Annotated in this window: 15 protein-coding genes; 11 read left to right on the top strand and 4 right to left on the bottom strand. The window is 44.9% G+C overall.

Annotated features, from left to right (window positions below; all coding sequences use genetic code 11):
* The first annotated feature begins 13 nt into the window (after positions 1–13).
* The 3 genes from NSS67_RS18095 to NSS67_RS18085 all read left to right on the top strand — a co-directional run bounded on the left by NSS67_RS18095 (position 14) and on the right by NSS67_RS18085 (position 6,556).
* Positions 14–757, top strand: a complete 744-nt coding sequence (locus NSS67_RS18095; RefSeq protein WP_339314924.1) for a GNAT family N-acetyltransferase — start codon at positions 14–16, stop codon at positions 755–757.
* Between the two features lie 161 nt (positions 758–918).
* On the top strand, positions 919–2,841 hold the full coding sequence (locus NSS67_RS18090; RefSeq protein WP_339314922.1) for an ABC transporter substrate-binding protein: 1,923 nt from the start codon (positions 919–921) through the stop codon (positions 2,839–2,841).
* Between the two features lie 232 nt (positions 2,842–3,073).
* Positions 3,074–6,556, top strand: coding sequence for a discoidin domain-containing protein (locus tag NSS67_RS18085; protein ID WP_339314921.1), 3,483 nt, complete (start codon positions 3,074–3,076; stop codon positions 6,554–6,556).
* 170 nt (positions 6,557–6,726) lie between these two features.
* Here the strand turns inward: NSS67_RS18085 and NSS67_RS18080 are convergent, their stop codons facing one another.
* The 3 genes from NSS67_RS18080 to NSS67_RS18070 form a co-directional block, all read right to left on the bottom strand.
* A complete protein-coding gene (locus NSS67_RS18080; RefSeq protein WP_339314920.1) occupies positions 6,727–7,299 on the bottom strand; it encodes a TetR/AcrR family transcriptional regulator in 573 nt (190 codons plus the stop codon).
* Positions 7,300–7,359: 60 nt separating this feature from the next.
* Positions 7,360–8,853, bottom strand: a complete 1,494-nt coding sequence (locus tag NSS67_RS18075) for a cellulase family glycosylhydrolase (RefSeq protein ID WP_339314918.1) — start codon at positions 8,851–8,853, stop codon at positions 7,360–7,362.
* 121 nt (positions 8,854–8,974) lie between these two features.
* The gene (locus NSS67_RS18070; protein WP_339314916.1) at positions 8,975–10,903 is read right to left on the bottom strand and encodes a DUF5696 domain-containing protein; all 1,929 of its coding nucleotides are present in this window, start codon (positions 10,901–10,903) and stop codon (positions 8,975–8,977) included.
* A 261-nt stretch (positions 10,904–11,164) separates the two neighbouring features.
* Here NSS67_RS18070 and NSS67_RS18065 point away from each other — a divergent pair, with 261 nt between their 5' ends.
* The 5 genes from NSS67_RS18065 (at position 11,165) to NSS67_RS18045 (ending at position 17,151) form a co-directional block, all read left to right on the top strand.
* Positions 11,165–13,303 (top strand): hypothetical protein, encoded by a 2,139-nt coding sequence (locus NSS67_RS18065; protein WP_339314914.1) that lies wholly within the window; start codon positions 11,165–11,167, stop codon positions 13,301–13,303.
* A gap of 58 nt (positions 13,304–13,361) precedes the next feature.
* Positions 13,362–14,216 carry a DMT family transporter gene (locus NSS67_RS18060; RefSeq protein WP_339314913.1) on the top strand — a complete coding sequence of 285 codons (855 nt, stop codon included), beginning with the start codon at positions 13,362–13,364 and terminating at the stop codon, positions 14,214–14,216.
* Positions 14,217–14,237: 21 nt separating this feature from the next.
* Positions 14,238–15,068 (top strand): alkaline phosphatase, encoded by an 831-nt coding sequence (locus NSS67_RS18055; RefSeq protein ID WP_339314911.1) that lies wholly within the window; start codon positions 14,238–14,240, stop codon positions 15,066–15,068.
* A gap of 71 nt (positions 15,069–15,139) precedes the next feature.
* Positions 15,140–16,072: a metallophosphoesterase gene (locus NSS67_RS18050; RefSeq protein WP_339314909.1), complete on the top strand. Its 933-nt coding sequence runs from the start codon at positions 15,140–15,142 to the stop codon at positions 16,070–16,072.
* A 5-nt stretch (positions 16,073–16,077) separates the two neighbouring features.
* Positions 16,078–17,151, top strand: coding sequence for a metallophosphoesterase (locus NSS67_RS18045; protein WP_339314907.1), 1,074 nt, complete (start codon positions 16,078–16,080; stop codon positions 17,149–17,151).
* An 82-nt stretch (positions 17,152–17,233) separates the two neighbouring features.
* On the opposite strand, the gene NSS67_RS18040 is transcribed toward NSS67_RS18045, so the two are convergent.
* Positions 17,234–19,405, bottom strand: a complete 2,172-nt coding sequence (locus NSS67_RS18040) for a helix-turn-helix domain-containing protein (RefSeq protein ID WP_339314905.1) — start codon at positions 19,403–19,405, stop codon at positions 17,234–17,236.
* Between the two features lie 408 nt (positions 19,406–19,813).
* Between NSS67_RS18040 and NSS67_RS18035 the strand changes: the two genes are divergently transcribed.
* The 3 genes from NSS67_RS18035 to NSS67_RS18025 are packed head-to-tail and all read left to right on the top strand — an operon-like array spanning position 19,814 to position 23,353.
* Positions 19,814–20,758, top strand: coding sequence for an ABC transporter permease subunit (locus NSS67_RS18035; protein ID WP_339314903.1), 945 nt, complete (start codon positions 19,814–19,816; stop codon positions 20,756–20,758).
* A 15-nt stretch (positions 20,759–20,773) separates the two neighbouring features.
* Positions 20,774–21,661: a carbohydrate ABC transporter permease gene (locus NSS67_RS18030; protein WP_339314901.1), complete on the top strand. Its 888-nt coding sequence runs from the start codon at positions 20,774–20,776 to the stop codon at positions 21,659–21,661.
* 60 nt (positions 21,662–21,721) lie between these two features.
* Positions 21,722–23,353, top strand: coding sequence for an extracellular solute-binding protein (locus NSS67_RS18025; RefSeq protein ID WP_339314899.1), 1,632 nt, complete (start codon positions 21,722–21,724; stop codon positions 23,351–23,353).
* The last annotated feature ends 64 nt before the right edge of the window (positions 23,354–23,417 follow it).

Here is a 23,417-nt window from a genome sequence, read left to right as displayed (position 1 = left end):
AGGAAGGGTAACGATGATTATGACACAAAAAGAAATGCTGTTCACTGTGCAATCACAACTTGCTATTGACCTGAATTGCTCTATCGATGACCTGAACGGCGAAATGGATAGCATTATTTTTGTTGAAGCTAAAGAAAATCCTGGATGTAGACCATTTCCGAGGAAGGCACGTTATTTCGAAATCCTGTCTATGGGAAAATCAATTGTAGTATCGGCCTCGCCCGAACGGTTGCTAATTGCCAAAACACAGATGCAAGGCAAAAACAGAGAAACCGTATTTTCCTTACCATTTATCAGAGGTCTTTACTTGCATTTTCTGCCTGATGTAAAAAGAATTAAGCCAATGTCACCGCCAAATTTTTGCTCGTTTGAACTGATTAAGCGAAAAGATGTATTCAGTTTACTTGATGTTACAAGATTCAACGAAGCTATTATATATGATGCGAATCTTCCTTGGCAGACTGATCTAGCTGTGCTTGCAAAGAAAGATGGGGAAATTGTTGGTGTGGCAGGAGCAAGCAAAACCTGTACAAAACTGTGGCAAATTGGCATAGAAGTATTACCCAAATATCGTAATTTGGGATTGGCTAGTTATCTTGTAAACAGGTTAACTTTTGAAATACTGGAGCGTGGAGAGATTCCGAGTTATGACGTAATCGCAAGTAATATTGCTTCACAGAGAGTAGCTCACCGATTAGGGTATTTTCCAGCATGGGTGTCTGATTGGCGATGCAATTTTGAAGGACTTGAACAGTAATTGAATGGGTTGCATCCTTAATAGTACTTGCAGGTTTTGTGAATAGGATTTCATAGATAATATTAAAATGAATTTAGTTATTAAGATAACTATCTTAACTGTTATTGATAATGGTTATCATTTATGATGATCATTAGAAAGATAACGGAGGGGTGGTCATTATGAACATAAGCAATCAAATATTTCTTTGGGATCAAGCTACGGTCAAGTTATTGGATGTGCGTCATATTGAAATGGTACAAGGCGAAATTCTTCATAAGTATAGGATTCCTGCCAGTGTATTTTTACTTTCGGTACATGGGAGCGCTCAAGTTGAGTTAGATCAGTCTGAATTTTCTTTTACAGGATTTCAATTCCTGCATAGTGGTAAAGGGGCGACCCTTAATATTGTTCCGACAAGCAAGAAATTTGATTACTATATCATTTATTACCGTGCATTGATTGATGAAAAGGATGCTTTCCAAGCACAATATTGTTTTTCCCCTGATACACCCATGTTACTTTATACCAAAATTCAGATGATGCATCAAAAATGGAACGAGCAAGTAGAAAGACTCAACGTAAAATCACTTTTTTATCAATTTGTTCATCTTGCATTAAAAGAATTACATAGAAAAGAGTCTGAAGTGAAGCAAACAAGTGTTGCTGTCCAAGTAATCACCTATATCCAGGAGTACTATGCTGAGGCTATCACATTAGATTCTCTTGCGGAAGCATTTAATTTCAGCGCTTATCATTTGTCATCATTGTTTAAAGAGCACACAGGTATCAGTCCGATTGATTATTTAATTCGGTATCGGCTTGAACTTGCAACAGAACTTCTTATGACAACTGATGCTTCTGTCGGGGAAATTGCAGTAAGTGTTGGCTATAAAGACGTCTATTATTTCAGCCGAATTTTTAAGAAAAGAAAAGGTGTGTCACCTGCTCATTTTAGAACTAGAGAGACACAACAACATAAAGTTGCTGAAAGTCCATTAAACTTCCCCACATCCTCTATTTTTGAATATATAGATGATCAGTATATTGATAATGAGAATCATTATCAAATTGCTGAAAAGGGAGACTTACATATGTTTAAATTGAAAAATTCTCAGACGACGGCAGCATTGCTGCTATGCGGTTCTCTATTAATGAATGCCTGCTCAAGCGGGACAGGTACAGCTGCGAAGGAGCAAAGTGCTGGGAATGGAACCGTAAATCAAGCAGCATCAAAAGAAAGTACGACGACTAGAATAGTATCAACGCCAAAGGGAGATGTGGAAGTACCAGCAGAGCCGAAAAGAGTGGCCGCTGACCAATATATGGGTCATTTATTGAAATTAGGAATTGTTCCAATCGGTGTAAGAACATTTATGCTGAATGAAGGCTGGATGGAAAAGGCGGACATGCCCAAAGAAACCATCGAAAAGATTGAAGATTTAGGTGAATTCCCCATGAACCCTGAAAAATTAACGATGTTAGATCCGGATTTAATTATCGGCTCAATCGATGAGAACATAGAAACATATGAGAAAATTGGGACCACTGTTTTTCTGCCTTATTGGGAGGGGCTATCAACAGCAGGACCGCTTGATAAATTTAGGAGCGTAAGCAAGATATTTGGAAAAGAAAAAGAAGCAGAAGAATGGATTACGGAATACGAACAGAAAGTTGATGAAGCAAAGTCGAAACTCGACGGGATTATCAAGGAAGGGGAAACCGTTTCGGTTGTTCAGTTTTCTGAAAAAGCGGTATACGTCTTAGCAGCAAATGGCGGAAACTATGGTTCTTCCACGATTTACGATATGCTGCAGCTGCCTCCCACAGAAAATGCAAAAAATATGGCGGAGGGCTTTGAATCGATTTCACTTGAAGTTCTGCCAGAATACTTAGGTGATTATATTTTTGTTTATAATGGCGATGCTGATGCAACAAATAAAGCAATGGAAAGTGAAGTGTGGAAAAGAATACCTGCAGTGAAAAATGGTAAAGTTTATTTGTATGGTGATAATTATCATGATGAATTCGTAATGGAGGACCCTTTTTCATTAGAGCTTCAGCTTGATACGATTGTGAATTTATTACTTGGCACTAGTAAATAGTTTGCAACAAACAGAATAGTGCCGGCGGCACAGTGAGTGAGCGAAGCGGAGCTTTTATCCGGTTCGCTTTTTTTGTACTAATCTTTATGAGAAATTCACATGACATGGAATAACTCATCTAATTTTACAAGTAAAAAAAGATAAAATTCCATGTTTATTATAGCGGTGCTAAAATATGATATTTGCAGGCTTAACAAATGAACTCTTAGGGATTATGGGGGGATCGAAAAGAGTGTTAAAACCCAGACTGGAAGCGATCACATATTTCGAGAGGTGGAAAATGATGTCATTAAAACCTTTAAATGCGATAGCTCTATCCTTCTTACTTCTTGTAATAATATGTATATTCCACGTACCGACAGCCTCTGCTGCTACTAGTTATACAAAAACGACGGAAATCAAAGATGGTGAAACCTATTCAGTCATAACCGTCAACTACACAGGGGACGACGCAGGACCAGCAGTTAATGAAGCGATTGCAGCCGCCCAAAATGCCACCAAGCCGGTAATTTTAGATTTTCCTAACGGGACGTATAACTTTAAAGATTCATCTGCCATTAGTGCTCAGTACTATATTTCAAATGCCTCAACAGCATCGCAAACACCAGGTGGGTTGAGAAAGATAGGGCTATTGTTTAAAAATATAAGCGACATCACGATTCGGGGTAACGGATCAACGTTATTATTCCACGGTGTAATGACACCCATCGTATTTGACCATGCTACCAATGTGAATATGAATAACATTAGTTTTGACTTTAAGCGACCTGTTATGTCCGAACTGACCGTAACTACAGTTGGCAGCACGTATTTCGAAGCAGATATTCATCCAGATTCGTTGTATAAAATCGCTAACAACAAGCTTCAATGGACTGGAGAAGTGGATAGTAACGGCAATCCGCTCGATAATTGGGTAGCTGGCGGATTTGCGAACATCACGCAAGTGCAGGGGTATAATCCCAATACAAAAGAAACATGGAGATCATCGAATCCTTTATCAGGCGTGGTTAGTGCGCAGGATTTGGGGAACAGGAAAGTAAGGTTTAACTTTAACTCTGCTCCAGCAGCTGTAAACGGATATACTTATCAGCTTCGCAATGATATACGAAAAGAACAAGGCGCGTTTATCTACAGAAGCAAAGATGTAACGTGGACAGGAGTAAGTTTCCACGCTGCCCCTGGGCTTGGAATCGTAGGACAATATAGTGAGAATCTTGACTTTGAGAATTTAAATTTCGCCCCAAAAACTGGCAGTGGCCGTACGAATGCTTCTATGGCTGATTTCATGCAATTTTCTGGAGTCAAAGGCAAGATCAAAGTCAATAATTCCAACTTTTTCGGAGCTCATGACGACCCGATCAACGTTCACGGAACTCATCTTCGAATCGTTGATAAACCAGCTTCCAACCAGATTAAAGTAAGATTTATGCACTCACAGAGCTGGGGATTTGATGCTTTTACTGTTAACGACACGATTGAATATATTGAGGGCTCCAGCTTGCTGTCCGTTGATAGTGCTAAAGTGACTGCGATCTCACGGATAAATGATTCCGATATTCTTCTAACACTAGATAAAGATGTTCCAAGCATGATTAGTGTGAATAATTTCTACGTTGAGAACGTTACCTGGACTCCAAATGTCACGATTACAGGAAACACATTCGACTCCCTTTCGACCAGACCCATATTGGTGACTACTCGCGGGAAAGTATTGATTGATAATAACACATTTAATAGACCGAAAATGAGTTCAATTATTATTGCTGACGACGCAAGTAGTTGGTACGAATCTGGCATGGTTAAAGATGTAACAATAAGCAATAATACTTTCAATTATGGAGTTAACCCTGTTATTAGCATCGAACCAAGCACTTTCTCAACGAACCCGGATAAAACCGTGCATAGTAATATCAATATTGATGGTAACGTATTTAAAATGAACGGAAATACAAGTATTTATACTAAAGGTGTTAACGGCTTCAGCTTTAACAATAATATTATTCAGGAAGGCGGACTTCAGCTTAGTTTTCAGGGGTCAAAAAATGTATCTGTTGATGGTAATAGCTTTATACAAAGCGGAGTAACTAAAAGTATAGCCTTATCCTATATGTATACGGATACAGATACTATAGATGCGGCGCAAGGTTTTAGTGTATCCAGAAGCAATAACTATGTTCCCGTAATTCCAAATCCGAATGTAAATCTATCTTTAACGGCAACAGCAACAGCTTCAAGCCAAATGAATAATGATTTTGTACCTAATAATGCGAAGGATGGAAATACAACCTCTAAGTGGGCACCAGCAACCGGAAAAGGTAGTAACGAGTGGCTCCAGATCGATTTTGGTTCCAGTAAATCATTTAATCAGGTCGTTTTGAGTGAGTTTCTAGATAGAACAACAGGGAATAAGATACAGTATTATAATGGTTCAAGCTGGGTTGATCTTGCGAGTGGAACTACAATAGCTGTGCCTGTTAAACACACATTTACTGCTGTAACCGCACAAAAAGTCAGATTTTTAATTACAGGCACAAAAACAGACTCCAATGGTTGGGGGATTGAACCGAACATCACCGAATTCGAAGTATATGATGTACCGGTATTCGAAAGAATCACTACACCAACAGCTATCACTGGGGTTGCTAACGGAACAGCAAAGACGGCTGCGGCTCTTGGCTTGCCAACAAAAGTTGCACTAGTGACGGATAAACGCAGCTATGATACGAGTGTGGTATGGAATGTGAATGCTGCAAACTATGTTCCAGCTACGACGACAGGGCAGACGTTCACAGTTAGCGGAGTGGTAACCTTGCCTAACGGAGTTGCAAATCCGAATAACGTAGCGTTAACAACAAGCATAAGTGTGACTGTATTGCCAGACTCTTTAATACCTCAAGCTACTTTAACTGGCGAGCAGAAGGTTTCCCAAAGTCAATCATTTGAACTAACAATGGGATTGAACAACGTCACGCAAAGTGTGTACCAATCGGTAAATGCTCAAGATTTGACGCTACACTTTGATCCGTTGAATGTACAGTTTGAAACGGTTACATCACTTAAGGACGGATTCCAAGTCATAAGTACAAAAGAGAAATCCCCCGGACAAATCCGGATAATACTTGCCAGTGTGGGTGTGAACGTTCCAGCTCAGGGCGATTTGCTCTCATTCAAATTCAAGGCAAACTCCGTGTCTCAAGAAACGAATACGACCATTTCTATTGACCAGGTTGTAATTGCTAACGGACAGGGGAAAGAGCTACAGGTCGGTGGAGCCTCCCGCGAGATTCAAATAAGTATACCAACTACACCTGTAGACAAGACACTCTTGAATACTTTAATCGCAAGCGCTCAAGCCAAGCAGCATGCAGCAGTGGAAGGCAATGAGGATGGACTTTATACAATTGGCTCCAAAACGGTATTGCAGTCGGCGATCGATACGGCCCTTACGATAGCAAATGATCCTAAGGCTTCTCAACAGCTGGTGGATAGCGCGAAGGCTGCAATGGAAACAGCAATTCAAATATTTGATGCCAAGAAAATAACTGCAGATGTCAATAGAGATGGAAGTATCTCTATTGGAGACTTGGCAATTGTTGCGAAGGTTTACGGTTCACCTCAAGGTCAAGCGGACTGGAACGAGAAAACAGATGTAAATCATGACGGTACGGTTGATATACTAGACCTTGCAATCGTAGCCAAAGCGATACTGCAATAATAATAATTACTAGAAGACCCTAAAAGACTACTCCGTTTGAGTTTTGATGAACGGAGTAGTCTTTTTGATTTTTACTCAACACGACCAGATGTGATATTGCTGTTGCTATCTATCATGCGCAGCTTGATCCGAGTATTAAAGAAAATTGTCCTGATTTCAAAGGGGGAAGATTAATATTTTTTCAATAGCGCCGGAATCACAAAAGCATTGATCGTCTCATGCAACTGCTCGCTTGTGACAGCTTCCTTGTGTTTGACGGCATAGGTGCTCGCACTTTCTAACATGCCGAGTAGGCAAGCAGCTGCGAGCTCGAAGTTCAGCTTATTTAAGTCCCCGTCATTATGTCCCTGGCGGAGGACTTTAGACATGAAACCAATGTAATTCTGCTTAATTACACCGATCCGCTCCAATATATCCGGCTCGATTCCGTTCGTAATCTCATTAGAGATAATATGAATAAGCTCTCCGTATTGCAAGAATAACTCGATATGCTTGCTAACAATTTTCTGGATTTGCTTATCGGCGGTCTCGTCATCCTGAAGCACGTCCTCGATTTTCTCCATCAGCATTTGAAGTCCGTCTGTCACGATCGTTTCGAACAGTTCCCCTTTGCCCGAGAAATGATAGTAAAGCGTGCCCTTAGCTACGTTGGCTTCTTTGGCGATGTCGTCCATGCTCGTCTTGTGATAACCGAATTCGGAAAAAATTTTGATTGCGGCATCGATAATTTTATTTCTGCTCACCGTACTATCGGTCCCTTCTTACGAATCGATTTTCCCTAGAGTATACCATATGAAGGGGACTTAATCGATTCTCAGCGTCCTTCTTCCTCCACCTGATGGCTGCAAGCAAAGAAAACCCGCTGTCGTGCCCTCTAAGCCAGACCATTCATATCCACTCTCAACGGAGGTTAGCGTCAAGTCTGCGGACTGCATGGCTTTGATATCCGGGAAATAGATTCTCGTCGATACGTCGAGGCTGGCATCCTCATCCCACTCCATCTCGAAACGGTTGTGATCGCGATCATAGGAGTAGCTCAGGATTTTCCCGGCGACCGCTGAAGGAAAGCCTCGGCACACTCCGTTAAAGGAACTGTATTGATCCATCTCGGGGTACAAATAACACCAGTAAATATCACCGCATAACAATCGTTCAAAGTTTTTCTGAACGTCAAGACACGCATGTTCCGCCAGATGGGACTCGCCGTAAGCTCCCCATTCCCCGATGACCATCGGCATGTTCAGCCTGTTCTGAGTTTGCTCGTGATTGTCGAAAATAAAGTCGACGCGACCGCTATTGGCAACGTGCACGTAATCGGAATCTGTAACCAAATCGTAGCCATGCGGCGCATACGCTTGCTGAGCATCTGGTTGGCCGTTTTGCCCCACGATCGGTTGGATCGAACTGGTCACTCCCAGATTAGAAAAGTAATTCGTTTCAAGAAATAGAATTCGGTCAGGATCGGCTGCGCGAATAGTTTGGCCCGTCTTCTGGAAAAAAGGAGAGAGCACATTCCGTTCGAAAACGACCTGCGCGGGTGCCGTCGCATGCATGACTTGACGATAAACGTCGATGGAATCCAACAAACTTAGTGCCTGTAGCTTCTTCTCGGGATCGAGCCATACGTTCAGTAGCTCTTCCATGTTAGGTGGGAGTTGTCCCGTTAGTTCTGCTGCATGTTCTCCGTATTCGGCAAACATGCATTGAACCATTTCCCCGACTTTGGAGCCGATGAAGGGTTCGTTCATCATATCGTATCCGATCAGATTAGGCTCGTCGCGAAGCCTTTCGACGACGAAACGCCAAGCTGATACGTAATGGTCCTGTAAGCCAACGCCGTCGGAAGCAGGGGTGTTGTTCCAGAAGTGGTCGAATGCGGTTTGTACTGCCCGGTCGAACAGATAGGCATCACTCCATAGATTGGTTCGGACATACTCGTGGTTGTCAGTCAACGTGGCCCAGGCAGGGGCGCCGTCCGCGTATAGCGAGCTATACAAATCTTGGTGCATATCAAGAATGACGTATAGGCCAAATTGATCGGCTAACCGGATCATCTCCCGGACGTTATCTACGTATTGGCCGTTGAATTGAGATGGCGACGGTTCGATTCCGTCCCAGATAATTCCCAGCCGGATGACGTTGAATCCCCATTGCTTTAATTTTAGAAAATCCGTCTGTGTCCAATCATCAATATATCCTTTTTCCTTGTCCTTACAAACCATGCTTATGCCGTGAAGAATGACTTGGCGTCCTTGAGAATCAATGAAACGAGAGCCTTTCGTTGTCATGATTTTCATATGAATTCCTCCATCCTTTAGTTTTTTTGAACTGACTAGTCAGTATAATTCTAAAGGATGGATTACGGGGGTGTCAATCTGAAATTGAACGAGAGGTCATTAGTTTCGACTCGGCTTGGCGTTAATCTGCCAAATGAAGTCCTTCTGAAGAGAATGCCTCCTCGTTAGCCGCAACGATCGTAAAACTGTCCTTGTCTAGATCAATCTCGACGATTGTACCATCTGAGTACGTGCTTCTTTGCTTGCGCCAATTACCTCCTTCAATAAATTCGTGACTCGTCATCTCAAGAGCCCCTACAAGCTGATGAAGCCGAGCTAGCGTCCGGACGATCGGAATTTCTTTGTCCGAAGGTTGGATTGATAGATAAGGGACGCCGGCATTCAACAAACCATGAAGTGATCCGAGATCCGTCTTCGGTATTCCCCAGTCCCCTCTATTCAATGACCAGGGCACAATGATCGCATCATGATAGACAAGGGAAAATAAAGGTGTTGAAACGCCGATGCTATTGCCGCCTCCAGGGTCCGGATCAAGCGCATAGGGAGCATGATGGACGAGATCCAAAGCAGGCAATGCCCAATCCGTGGGTTCCTCCGAACTGACCAGCATCCCTCTAGAGCGGATTTCCTCAAAGCAAGAGGTACGGTAAGCAAAGCATTCTGTTCTGGTCATCCGATGTCCCGAATCATAGCATTCATCGCCAGGCACTACGGCAAACACATCGATGTAAACGCCATCCGGATGGATACCGTTTTCGTGCATCAGATCGTGATTACGCTCAACATAGCCTTTGGACAAGCTTGTACAAAGCCAGCTATGGGCGCCACCTGCCCAGTAGTCAGAAAATTCCTGCGTTCCTTTCCTGTCCTTAATCGTCAGATTAGGATCGTAGGAAGCGGCATCATGATAGAAGTCGCGATAATTGTCGTGCAGCGCAAGTAAGATCTGTTCCGCTCGGCAAACCTCTTGAAGCTTCCTGAATCCTTCCCATCCGCCACCCTTAGGGGTTGGTGGGAGGACGTCAGGATGAAGATTGTCGTAGCCATTAAGCCCCCACCCATCCACATGGACATAGAGCTTACCGGCATATTTTTCTTTGAGTGCTATGAGCTGTAGGGCCCGCTCTTCAAAGGATACGGCATAGTCGTTAAGCTCGGGATTTTCCTTATCGAAATAATAAGACTCCGGTGCAATGCGAGTATGCACGCTCGTATGTACAACGGCCGAGCCGATTAATGCAGATAATTGTGGTTTCTGCACTTGCTTCTCTGTCAATGTGCGTAATTTCCCTAGGCTGCGTACATATTGGCGATACATCTTAGCCATAACGACATAATTCATTTCTTTCGCGAAGCGAATGCGCAGTCTCCGCGTAGCGTTGAAGCGCTCAAGTGAATGAATCCATACGACTTGCGCTAGCGTGTGCACGAGTGGAATATGCTCTATGGACAGTCGTGCATCTGCGGGCGTGTCGATGATAGACAGATAGCCATTCCCATCTTTAACCTGCCCCCACCACGGCATATAGGCATCCCTGCTGAACATCATTCCTTGATGATATCTGCGGATAGGTTGCAGCCAATTTCCCGGAATTAAGTAGCCTTGCATCGCCGGCACGACCGTATAATCACTCTCGCGAGTACTGGCGTAATGGAAAGAACCGGGCCAGACGACTTCGCATACGTCCTTTCCTTCGCTAACTTCCAGAACTTCAAACACGAGTTCACAGTGATGTGTATTCATCAGAACGGTAATAACCGTTTGAATCCCGCTGGCAATCCCGTCTTCGGAAGAGTGATTAAGCTGGATGCGGATGCCTTGGAAGTAGCCCGACACAATCGGTGAGAAGCTTTTATTCTCAGCCTGACTAAGAGGGATTTGAACTCGACCAGTATCCTCGAATCCTAATGCCATACTCGCGGCCTCGGGAACGGTTTCCCACGTGACATCGCCCGTATCCACCCGCAGAATTAAACTTCTCTTGTCTAGCGAAACCTTCATGCCGTTGTTTTCCATCATGAATAACCGCTCTGTTTGTTGGATCGTCATATCACAGTTCCTTTCTAGAGTAGAAGATGATGTCTTAAAATCTATCACATAAAGGAGGGATCAACTATTTCGCTTTATTAAGATCATTGCGAAAAAAGATGCTTTAGGGTCGTTCGTTTAAAGATTTGATAGAGATATGAATAATTGAATATCGTGCTTATGCATTTTCGAGTGCCAGATTAAATAATGAATGTTGTGTCTGAACATACACTTGATTAGCATGACAGTGAGGGGAAATCTATCGTACATGGAGGTCTTTGGATGAGTTCGATATCAAACAAGGAACCGCCTGTTGCACATGCGGCGCAAAGCTGGGATGACAGCACTCGGTTACTAAATTACGATTATAACGGCAGTCGCTTACTGTCAATGAGAATTCCGGTGGGGATAAAGCCGTATTATCGGGAAGTATCGAACGGCAATATCCAAAGCAGCCCATTGATCCAGCAACTGTACTTGGTGTTGGATAAACCGGCTGCGGTCAAAGTCATCGTTCAATTGAGTAAAGAAGCGATCAACATGCGGCCGAATCGTGCGGTGAAAGGGCAGGCCATACTTGGACAGATCGGCAAACCGCTGCTCTCAGGGGTTAATGGCTTGTACGATGTTCTACAGGATTTGTTGATCGATTGGCACGGAGCAGGATGGAAGTGGACAAAATCGCGCTTAGAGCAGAACGAAGAAGGGAACTGGCAAGCTGAACTCGACATAGAGGGGGGCTTGCAGCCTTGGATCGTCAACTTACGAATGCATTATTATCGGATGCATCTTCATTACGAGTACCATAAGCCTTGGCAATGGCGTCCGCAATTGCAGCCGATAACCGGCTGGAGTTCATGGGAGGCATTCGCACAACGGGTAACCGGGGAAGATATAGAGCGTACGGCAGCATTCTTGGAAACCCACTTCAAGCCCTATGGTCTGACTCACATACAGATCGATGACGGGTTCCAGCGTGAGGCCATTCCGCCAGAGAAAGATGGCATCGTCGCTGACGCTTGGCTACAGACAAACGAGCGCATTCCTGACGGACATGATGGTATGATTTCTAGCATCGTGGGGCGAGATTTTCAGGCGGGCATATGGACGAGCGCGATGGTCACGAATCCTGAGTTCGTCGCTGCGCATCGCGACCTTTTCGAGCGGGATATCAACGGCGATTCGCTATACGGCGGATGGATTGATTACGTGATTAAGGCAGTGCCAGAGACGCTTGCAGAGCAGGTCGCACCACTGTACAAGGGATTGAAGGAAATTGGCTACAGCTATTTCAAAACAGATCAAATTCGTCACTATCTTTACGAAGGTTTGCACAAGGCTGTTCATGAAGGTCGTATAACGAGCGAAGAAGCATCTCGCAGCTTGCGAGCTTATCTCCAATGTGCGCGAGAGCAGCTCGGGGAGGATGCATATTTCCTCGCATGCTGGGGTGTGTTAACGGAAGCGGTCGGCATCGTCGATGCTTGCAGAATTGCGGGGGATTCCAATGCGAGCTGGACAGCGATTTGCAAGCAAATGGTGGAGACAGCCCGATGGTATCACACGCAACGAATTTTGTACTTGAACGATCCCGATTACGTCTGCGTGCGAACAGAGGAAGCCTGGGGTCAATCGCTACTTTCGCTCGTATCGCTAACGGGTGGCTTGTTGATCATTAGCGATAATACAGACCTGTACGATAGCGAAAGGATTCGCTCCATTCAGCGCTGCATCCCCTCGCTGCCGACGATGACAGGGGAAACCGGACCGTTGGATATGACCTTTCCTTTGGACTTATGTCTTCCGCAGCACAATGCTAATCAGACGAGCGAAGAGTATGCGTATGCGATGCTGGGTTTGAACTTCGAAACGCGGGAATCGTATGCGACGGCGTCGCTCTGGGCCATTCATTTTGACCTTCCATTTCGCCGCTGGTGCGTTGCCGGCCGATTCGCGGTTGTTCCGCTAACGGAGGTTGAACTGGAGCTTGAAGCATTGGCGTTGGATCCGAGTGACGCGTATCATGCATTCGATTTCTGGAAGCAAAACTATTTAGGCAAGTTTTCTGGAGCGATCGCGTTAGATCCATTAGAGCTTGGAGCTTGCCAGATCGTCGGATTATGTAAAGCCGAGAACCGGCCGCAATTGATTGGCTCTTCCCGTCACGTTAGCATGGATGCGGTCAGCGTGCTCGACGAATGCTGGGACAATAACCGCTTGCGGCTCGAGCTGTGCGGGGGGAGAGGAACGACAGAGCATTACTGGATTAAGGTTCCAGATTCGTACACGCTTGAGGAGCATTCCAATATCGGACTCGCGATTACGATTGATGACAGCGATTGCAAAGACGGCCGCTTATTGAAATTGAGCATTCATTTCGAGGAAGAGCGCGGAAAAGTCGTTCTTAGATTCAAAACATGAATACGGATTAGACTTTCGCCATCTTGTTAAGGCAATAAATCGCAAAGAAGGTTTTGGTATGCTGTGGATCGCTGTATCGTTAGTTCTAGTGTCAGGTACAATGAACGCTCTATGGAATCTATTCGCTAAGAAAAGTAAACATAAGCAAGCTTTTCTTTCCCTCATTGTCATTGCGGCGAATATGCTGCTTATTCCCGTATTACTGACACAATTGTTGAGCAGGAGCTATCCGCCGGAGGTTTATGTTCTATTGTTGATGTCCATGACAGCACAAGCGGCATATGCATGGATGTTATCCAAAGTGTACACGCTCGGTGATTTGTCGCAAGTTTATCCGATCCAGCGTGGTACGGGAGTGCTGCTTATTCCTTTGATTAGCGTCATATTTATGGGCGAGCGATTATCTCTATGGGGATGGATTGGAGTCAGTATTATATTTATCGGCATATTGGGGCTAAGCGAATGGAAGAGGGGCTCTGCATCAGGTCAAGCTTTGCAGATGAAGCCTGTATTGACCGCTGTGGGAGTAGGGTTATGTATTACTTCGTATGTGCTCATTGATAAAATGACTTTGCAATACGTTTCTCCTTTGATTCTGATTTCGGTTTCCAACTTTGGTTTCATGCTAGGAAATAGTCGAACGATGCTGAACCTACAATCGTTAACGGGCGAGTGGCGAAGAAATAAACGAATGATCCTGCTCGGATCAATCCTGATGCCGGGCTCCTATTTCTTGTTCCTCGTTGCGTTGGAATTAGCACCGGTGTCCCACTTGGCTCCGATTAGGGAAGTGGGTACGGTCATGGCTACTTTGCTGGGAATATGGTTATTAAAAGAAAAAAGCGGGTTCAGAAGGCTTGTGACAGCTTCCGCGATAACAGCCGGTATTATTGTAGTTGGAATGAGCGGATAACTAATAAAGGAGATGATCAAAGTGAAGGAATTAACGAAAAGAGTAATTGTTATCGGCTTGGATGGCGCCGGGAATATGATCGATCAAGCGAGTACTCCGAATATCGATCAAGCATTGGACGGCGGATTTATTACGTACTCTGCCCAAACGGTGATTCCGACCATTAGCGGAGAGTGTTGGGGATCTATGTTCCACGGGGTGAAGCCGAAACTGCACGGCCTGACGAACGAAAGAGCCGAGAAAAGCAAGTATCCGGCCGATTCGCCTTATCCTTCTTTCATGAGACTCGTCAAGGCGGCCGATCCATCGGCCGTAATCGCCTCGTTCAGCGCATGGAAGCCGATCAATGACGGAATTATCGAAGAGGGGGTTGCGACGTATATCGCAAACGTCCATGCCGATAAGCATCTAGTCCGAGAAGTAGCCGACTTTGCCGACAAGCATTCGGACTTCAAGATCATGTTCATCCAATTCGACGGAATCGACGGTGCGGGACATAACTTCGGTTACGGGTCACCGCTATACTTGGAGGTCATAGAAGAGACAGACGAATTGGTGGGCAACATTCTCGATCTTCTTCGGAATAAGGGCTTGTTGGAGGAAAGTCTGATTATATTTCTTGCGGATCATGGCGGGGGCGGCGAGGATCCGCAGAACCACGGCAGTGATCATCCGAAGGACGTGACGATTTTCTGGGGCTGCGCAGGCCCGAACGTATCCAACCCTACCGAGTCGGAGCTGATTCGCATAGAAGATACTGCTGCTGTCGTCGTTAAAGCGCTCGGTTTAGAGGTACCGGACACCTGGTCAGGCCAAGTTCCCGTAGGCTTGTTCAAGGAGGCCGTCGAGTGAACCGTTTTGAACAGGACAGGGATATCCCTGAGTATTTCCGTTCCGAGCTTTCGGCAGTCGCCAATAAGGCAATGAAAGATCAAGGAGCTGGGATCGTTCGGGTGCTCTTCTATACGGATCCGCATCATATGCCGGGAGGTAATCAGCTTCATGCGGCTGCGGCCATCCGGCGGTTGGCGAAATCGATTCCATTGGATGCGATCGTGTGTGGCGGAGATTTCAGCGAGAACGGCCCGAAAGAGGAGGTCGAGCAATCACAAAGAGAAATTCTTAACGCGCTTCGGGTACCAGACTGTCCCGTGTTCCCGGTAAAAGGCAACCATGATGATAATTCCATACACGACTTTCATCGAAAAACCGGAAGCGTAGAGCACGTCATCTTCCCGATCGAATCTTACGAGAATTGGCTTAAACCATTGGAAGGCACGGTTGCATTCGATAAAGGAAACGAATGCGGACTCTATTACTACTATGACATCCCGGACAAGAATACGAGGATCGTCATCCTGAATTGCATCGATATCCCTTACGTTACAGCGGATCATGGGTTGCTTCGGCAGAACGGTCAATGGGAATACTCCTTCTCCGAAAGACAGTTGGATTGGGTTCGGCGCAAAGTATTCGATTTCACCCGCAAACCGAACGCGGATGAGTGGAAGGTCGTGATCTTCTCTCACGTCCCTATTCTTCAAAGCGGCATGACCGGAGCCGATCATGAAGTAGCGGGCGGCGAAATGATGTGGAGAATCATTCGCGAGAACCGTCGCCATGTCGTGGCTTGCTTTTTCGGTCACGTACACTATGACCAGGTACAGATGAGGGACGACATTCCGATGATCTCTACGCTGAATGCGGTTTCCTATAAGGACTTCGACGATTGCCCAGAGAAAATAAAAGGAACCCTCACCGAAACGGTATTTGACATCGTCAGCATCAATTTCATGAAAGGCGAACTGACTGCAACGCGGTTCGGAGCAGGCGAAGATAGAATCGTAAGCATCTAAAAACAATGAAGGAGATAAACGAATATATGGGGCGGGATACGTCTGAGAACAGAACAGACTCATTGTTGACGGGTGATCAATATCATGATTTGCCGGAGTATTATCACGCGCCTTTAAGCCAGGCGATCGATAGAGCGAAACAAGCGCAGGCGAAAGAGACCGTAGACATCGTGTTCTACACCGACCCCCATCATAAGCCGGGAGGGAATCAGCTTCGGGCTGCGGCTGCGGTCAAGCACGCGGCCAAAGCGCTCTCATCGGACTGTATTGTCGTCGGGGGTGACATCGTTGAGAATGGGCCAAAGGATCATGTTGTATTTGCCCAGTTGGAGTTCATGGAAGCGATTAGGATGCCGGAATGTCCCGCCTTTCCGACTAGGGGAAACCATGACGATAATTCGGTTCATGATTTTCACTGGAAATTAAAAGGGGCTAATCATGTGATCTTCCCGATCGAGGCCTATGCGGATATTTACCAATGTCTGAACGGAACGGTTTCCTTCGACAAAGGGAACGAAAGCGGACTTTATTACTACTATGATATCCCAGACCAAAAGACGAGAATCACAATGTTGAACAGCATCGATATCCTCTACAAAATAAAAGCGGACGGGATGCTGCAGCAAAACGGGCAATGGGAATACGCCTTCTCTGACAGGCAGGTCGATTGGTTCGAACATAAGGTGTTCGATTTTACTGGCAAACCGGAAAGAGAAAACTGGAAAGTTGTTATTTTCTCACATTTGCCTATTATTCAACGCGGGGTTAAAGGGTACGTCGACGGTGAGGTTGAGAACGGCGAGAAGATTTGGAAAATCATTAAAACAAACCACAAACACGTCGTCGCGTGCCTGTTCGGACACGTCCATATCGACCAGGTGCTGTACCATGACGGAATTCCGATGATATCTACTCTTAATGCGGTCAGCTACAAAAATTATGACGAAAGCCCAGAAAGGACGGTCGGTACAGCGACCGAGACGGCGTTCGATCTCATCAGCATCGATTACTCGAAGGGTGAATTGCGCCTTACCCGGTTCGGAGCGGGAGTAGACAGGATCATAACATTTGAAGCATAAAGATCCGGTATCGCCGGAGCAAAACAGTAGGGAGGTCCTTCAAAGCGAAGGCCTCCTTACTTTTATCGTGTCCTATTTGCTTCTATTCCTGCTGTAACCTAACATGCTGCGTAGGCGTCGTCCCGGAGATTTGCTTGAAATGCCGGATGAACGTTCCGGCATTCGAGTAACCAACTTGTTCCGCGATATCCTTCATGGTCATATTCGGATGAGATTGGATAAGGTGGATTGCAGCTTGGATGCGAACATGGTGCATGTAGTAATTCAGGTTGTAGCCGGAGTGCTTCTTGAAGTATGTCGATAAATACACGTGCGTGATCGACAAATGTTCGGCAATCAGTGTTAACGATAAATCCGGATTGGCATAATGATTATCAATATATTGCTTGATCTGCTCCAGAAGAGGCGTAATCGGCAGGGCGGATCGCTTGGCCACGAGTAAATATCCCTCTTGGATTTGCTGGAATAAATACTGGAGATGATACGTATGCGAAAATGCCGGCGGAACGGCCCATACCTCTTCAACGCTGATCTTCTTCCTGTTTATGATGACAAGCAGCAGGTCGTGGAAATAACGAAGCATGTTCCGGAACTGTTCAAATGTTAAATTCTTAAAAGTCTTCTGGATCGTTTTGTCGAAAAAATGCTGAAGCGATTCCGTATTTCCTTTGAGGGTATAGTTGACAAGTTCTTGCTCCTTATCGATGGACAAGTGGATGACAGCCGCTTGATCGCTGTTCCGATCTTGATAGAGAATGACGCTCTTCAAATGGGTTAGGTTGGGGACATGCTTGTCAATCGCGTCAGTCGATTCACGAAGAGCTTTGCCGATGTCTTCTAGCCGCGTATGAACGGAGCTGACACCACAGAAGACAAGCCCGTTGTCTTCTGGATCGGGACAGCTCTCAAAAACGCGGGAAACAAGAGCTTCCAGCGCTTTCGTGTCGGAGCAGCTTGCGATAAATATAGATTTATCACTATGGGCATGTAGTCGAATGTACGGTCCGATTTGGCTTAATGCGGCTTCCAGCAACGGAGCATACAAGGTAACGGATTGGCCTTGGCTGCTCTCTTCGATGACCGTGAGTATGGCATAGGAATTATACTTTACGGACAGCATCCGGTTTATGTTGGGCTTCATCGTATAATTCTCGTCCGTGGACAGCCGAAGCAGCGCGTTATGCTCCAAGATGTCGGCTTGCTCCGTGATCTCCTGTTTCATGGAGACTGTGGCGGAATTAAGTTCCTTGAACGTATCCGAAAGAATCGCAAATTCATTTTTCGTAGCAGGCCCCGTCGTCCATTGATTGAATGTTCTCGCCATGAGCCTAAGCGGCTTGAACATGGACCAGTTGATTAACAGAAATCCCAAATTAATGGCGAAGAAAAGGGCAAACAAGACGATGGTATATCCGTTGGTCTTTTTAAGCTTTTCCTGCATCTGGCTTTCCGAGAACAAAACGGTGTAAGTGAACAATGGGTCTGTTTGAGAGATAGGAGTATATTTATTTCCTTCGATGATGACCGAACCTTTTAACTCTGGAAGCCGTTGCTCGGCGACTGCTGGATCAAGTGTCGCTGTACTTACAAAAAGTTGATTTTCCCTATCGCTTATCAGGATGACGTTATCAAGCAACATAGTCTGATTGTTCAGATAAGCCAACAGCTCGGCCTTGGCGATTTGCACGAAGATGTAACCTTCCGGGAATAGCCGGTACGAGAATACGATCGTATTGCGGAAATTATACAAACGCTCCAATTTGTTTTGCAGCAGGCAACGGCAGATTTCACCGCCGTTTTTAACATCCAGATTCTTATAGAACACGCTCAAACTGCGGGTTCCGTCACCGCTGATGACCAAGTCCTGATTCGGGAAGTAAGTGGAGATCTGCGCCCGGAACGGAAGCAGCAGATTGGATTGTGTTATTTTGTTTTTGTAAGCCATTAACGTGGGATAATAAGAACGGGAATTTTTGGGATTGTTGGACAGGAGTTTCGTATCCGGGCTAACGCTGAAATTGTAAATCACATTGCGAATCTCCAACCATTCTCCAGACAGCTCCCCGGACAATTGCTTCAGAAAACCTTCATTCGTCCGCAGGACTTGTTCCTTGACATTTGTTTTCAAATACGAGTAGTTGAACCCGAGCAGACCGGTGAGCAGAAATATAAAAATCATGTTGACGATGAGCAGCTTATACAGAACGCTGCTTCTGTGATATCGAGAGGAAACAGATCGGAATAAACTGTTCAAGTTTGGAGCCCCCCTTTTTCTTGTTGTACGATAGATTGTTCTATAGTTTTCAATTCTTTGAGTTGTAACCGCTTGCATAATGCTGGTTGTTCCTGGATAGTGTTTCCATCATTATAGTGGGATATTTCTTGGCTGTCATGCTTAGTTGAAATATTGAACAGCTCATTAATAAATGACCTATCCACATTTCGTATGCAGGCGCGATTTTCGTTCGTTCACATGTAATCGATTTTCGATCGATATGAAATTATTCAAACGATATGAATAGTTGATAATTGCTTAAAAACCATCCTCTCCCGTATGCTGAGGTCACCAAGAACGATGTGGGCTTGGTGAGACGATTATTTTTATTTAGAAATCGCTTACATTCTATTGGCATTATGTATATGTGTACAGGAGGGGTGATATTTGCAGAATCAACAACTTGCGCACAATCTGAAACTCAGAAAAAAAGAAAGCTTTCTGCGAAAATGTTGGAAGCAGCGATACTTGATCCTAATGGTGCTGCCTGGATTTCTGGTTATTCTAGTTTTTAAGTATTTACCCATGTATGGAATTACAATCGCGTTCAAAAGCTATGACGCATCATTGGGCTTCTTAAGAAGTCCGTGGGTAGGCTTCGACCATTTTAGGGCATTTTTTGATAGTCCGATGAGTTGGAGGATTACTAAAAACTCGCTATTGCTTGCTTTTTATTCCTTGATTTTCGGTTTTCCGGCTCCAATCCTATTCGCTTTATTATTGAATGAACTTCGTAACAAATTTTTTAAGCGGGCTGTTCAAACGATTACTTATTTCCCGCATTTTTTATCCGCGGTAATCGTCGTCGGTTTTATTCATGAATTCACATCGCTAGAGGGTATCATCAACAAAATAATGTCTTGGTTTGGGGCAGAACCAAGGACGTTGCTGTATATATCAGAAGCTTTTCGGCCGATTTACATCAGTGCGGGTATATGGCAGGAATTGGGCTACGGAGCCATCATCTATTTGGCAGCGTTGACCGGCGTCGATCCGGCGCAACACGAAGCAGCGGTCATAGACGGCGCGAATCGTTGGCAGAGGCTGAGATACATTATTTGGCCAGCAATCATACCGGCGACAGCGGTGATGCTCATCTTGAAACTCGGGACTATTCTAAGCACGGATTATCAAAAGGTGCTTCTAATGTACAATCCGAAAATTTATGAAACGGCAGACGTTATCGAAACTTATGTCTATCGGGTAGGTGTGCAAGGTGGACAATTTGAATATGGCGCTGCGGTCGGTTTGATGCTTTCCGTGATCAGCTTCATTTTGATTATATTTGCTAATTACTTTTCCAAGAAAGTATCCGGCAACAGCTTGTGGTAAGGAGTTGATAAAAAGTTGAAGGTATATAATGAAGGGCTGGGGTCCAAAGTTTTCGATATTATTAATTACACGATTATGATCGTACTATGTATTGTTATGCTTTATCCGCTGTTAAATACATTTGCCGTTTCGATCAGCGATCCTAGTTTGGTTGGTCAAGGCAAGATTACATTTTTCCCGCAAGGGTTCGACTTTCACAGTTACCAATACATTTTTCAGGATAAAAATATTTTGAATGCTTATAAGAACACGCTTGTTTTTTTGGTCGTCGGAACTTCTCTACAACTACTGTTGACCTCCTTGTTCTCTTATCCGTTAGCGATCGGCGATTTCGTATTCCGTAAACCTTTGGCCATTTTCGTAGTCATTATGATGGTATTTCAAGGCGGTCTTATTCCGCACTTCCTTCTCATAAGGGATTTGCATTTGTTCAATACGATTTGGGCGGTCGTGTTGCCGGTCTCGATGACCGCATTCAATATCATCATTTTCCGTACGTTCTTCCAAGATGTCCCGAAGGAACTGCGGGAATCGGCTTACCTGGACGGTGCAAATGATTTCAGCATTCTGTTTCGCATATACGTGCCGTTATCCAAGCCGCTTCTGGCGACATTTGCGTTATTCGGCGCTGTCATGTTCTGGAACATGTGGTTTGAACCGATGATTTTCCTCAATAACGAAAGTAGCCATCCCATCCAGTTGCTCTTGCGTAGGATGACAATCGAATTGAATGATTATACAGATGTTGGCGGGCTGCAGAGATTCATCGACACGTACAATTTGAATCCCAAAAACATTAGGATGGCAGCTATCATGGTCACAATTTTACCAATTTTGTTCATCTACCCACTTTTGCAGAGACATTTTGTGTCTGGTATGATGATCGGTTCGGTGAAAGGTTAACATCGGTTGATCTTAAATTAAACATAGATTAACAAATACTATTCATGGAGGGGTTGCGCTTTGAATAAAAAAATGGTTCTAGTGCTTAGTCTTCTGTTCGTTGCTACTCTTGTGTTCGCTGGTTGTAGCAAGGACAACAACAAGCCGTCAGAGCAAGTAAACAGCAGCAATTCCGGTGAGACATCCAAGGCAACCGAATCGGCCGAGGAAACGATCAAGATTAACGCTTACATGTCCAGCTTCGGGGATGATCCGAAGGATACCGAGCTCTATAAGCTCTGGAAAGAAAAGATGGAAGTGTATATCGGCAAAAAGCTCGATATTAAATGGAACTACGTGAATAGCGACGATTATCCAGAGAAAGTGAAGCTGACGCTGGCCAGTGGCGATACTCCGGACATTATGTCGGGCGTGAAGGACGCCGAGGTCATGTTCCAATTCGGCAACCAAGGGTCCCTCTTAGACATTGCGCCATACTTGGACGAATACGCTCCAAACTATAAAGCTTATTTAGAGTCTACCAAGTTCGCGGACAAGAGTATGTATACGCCTGAAGGAAAAATGTTCTTCTTCGGGGATGGATTCCAGAACGATACGGGTTTAGCGGGTTCTGCTTACCCAGCATTATACCGGTTCGACGTTTTCCAAAAACATAATATCAAAGTTCCGGAAAACTGGGACGAATTTTATGATGCGGCCGTTAAGTTGAAAGCGCTGTATCCGGATTCCTATCCGGTCAATTCGCAGGAATGGCCAAAATTCACAGACGCGTTAGCACTTTCGAACCATACGAAAAGCGATATTTACTGGAACGGAGAGAAATACGTATTCGGTCCGTCTGAGGAGTCTTTCAAAGAAGGTTTAATATATATTCGCAAACTGTACGACGAGAAGCTGCTTGATCCCGAGTTCCTGAGCCAGTCGCAAGACCAATTGAAGGCGAAAGTAACGACAGGCAAGTCCTTCATGCTTCCGTTGGCGTGGGGAGGTTGGTGGGAGCAATATTCCGTTAAGGACCAAGGCGTCTCTTGGGGCGCAGCGGTCAATCCGAAAAACGAAAAGTACGGTGATCAGTGGGTGTTGGGGCCGGCCCTCTTGGGTAAAACTATCTATCCGAACTACGGCATCATGATTTCCAAAAACACGAAAAATCCTGAGCTTATCATCAAATTGCTCGATTATCAGTATTCGCCTGAGATGATCGATTTGATGCATTGGGGCGTAGAAGGCAAAACTTTTGAAGTGATCGACGGCAAAAAGGAATTCATCAACAAAAACGGAGATTGGAAAGAAAACTCGGATTTCGGTCTCGGAAATCCATGGACGCGTCAAGGCTTCGTGTACGCGCCTCAGAACTATTCGACGGACTATATCAAATACAAAAAAGTACAATTTTTCGCCAAGGGTCAGTTCGAGGAGATGCGTCCTCAAGAGGGAATGGGGAAATTCACAAGTTCGGAAACGGCAATTGCTCCGTATGAACAAGCACCGGTCATTCGTCTGAGCAAAGAGGACGAGGCGAAGAAAGCGCAAATTATGACCGCGGTACAAACGTATTTGGACGAAAATATATATAAATTCCTGCTCGGCGAAAGAGATCTCTCCGAATGGGATGCATTTAAGATGGAGCTTTCGGATATCGGTGATTATCAATCGATCGTGGATATGATGAACGCTCAAATATCCAAGTAAAAGAAATCCGAAGTCTGACAGCGTCGATGTGCGGCGCTGCCAGATTTCTTCATTGTAGGGAGGA

The sequence above is a fragment of the Paenibacillus sp. FSL R10-2734 genome (assembly GCF_037963865.1).
GTDB lineage: Bacteria > Bacillota > Bacilli > Paenibacillales > Paenibacillaceae > Paenibacillus_AQ.
The sequence above is the reverse complement of the archived record's forward strand: the minus strand, read 5'-3'. Positions and strand labels throughout refer to the sequence as shown.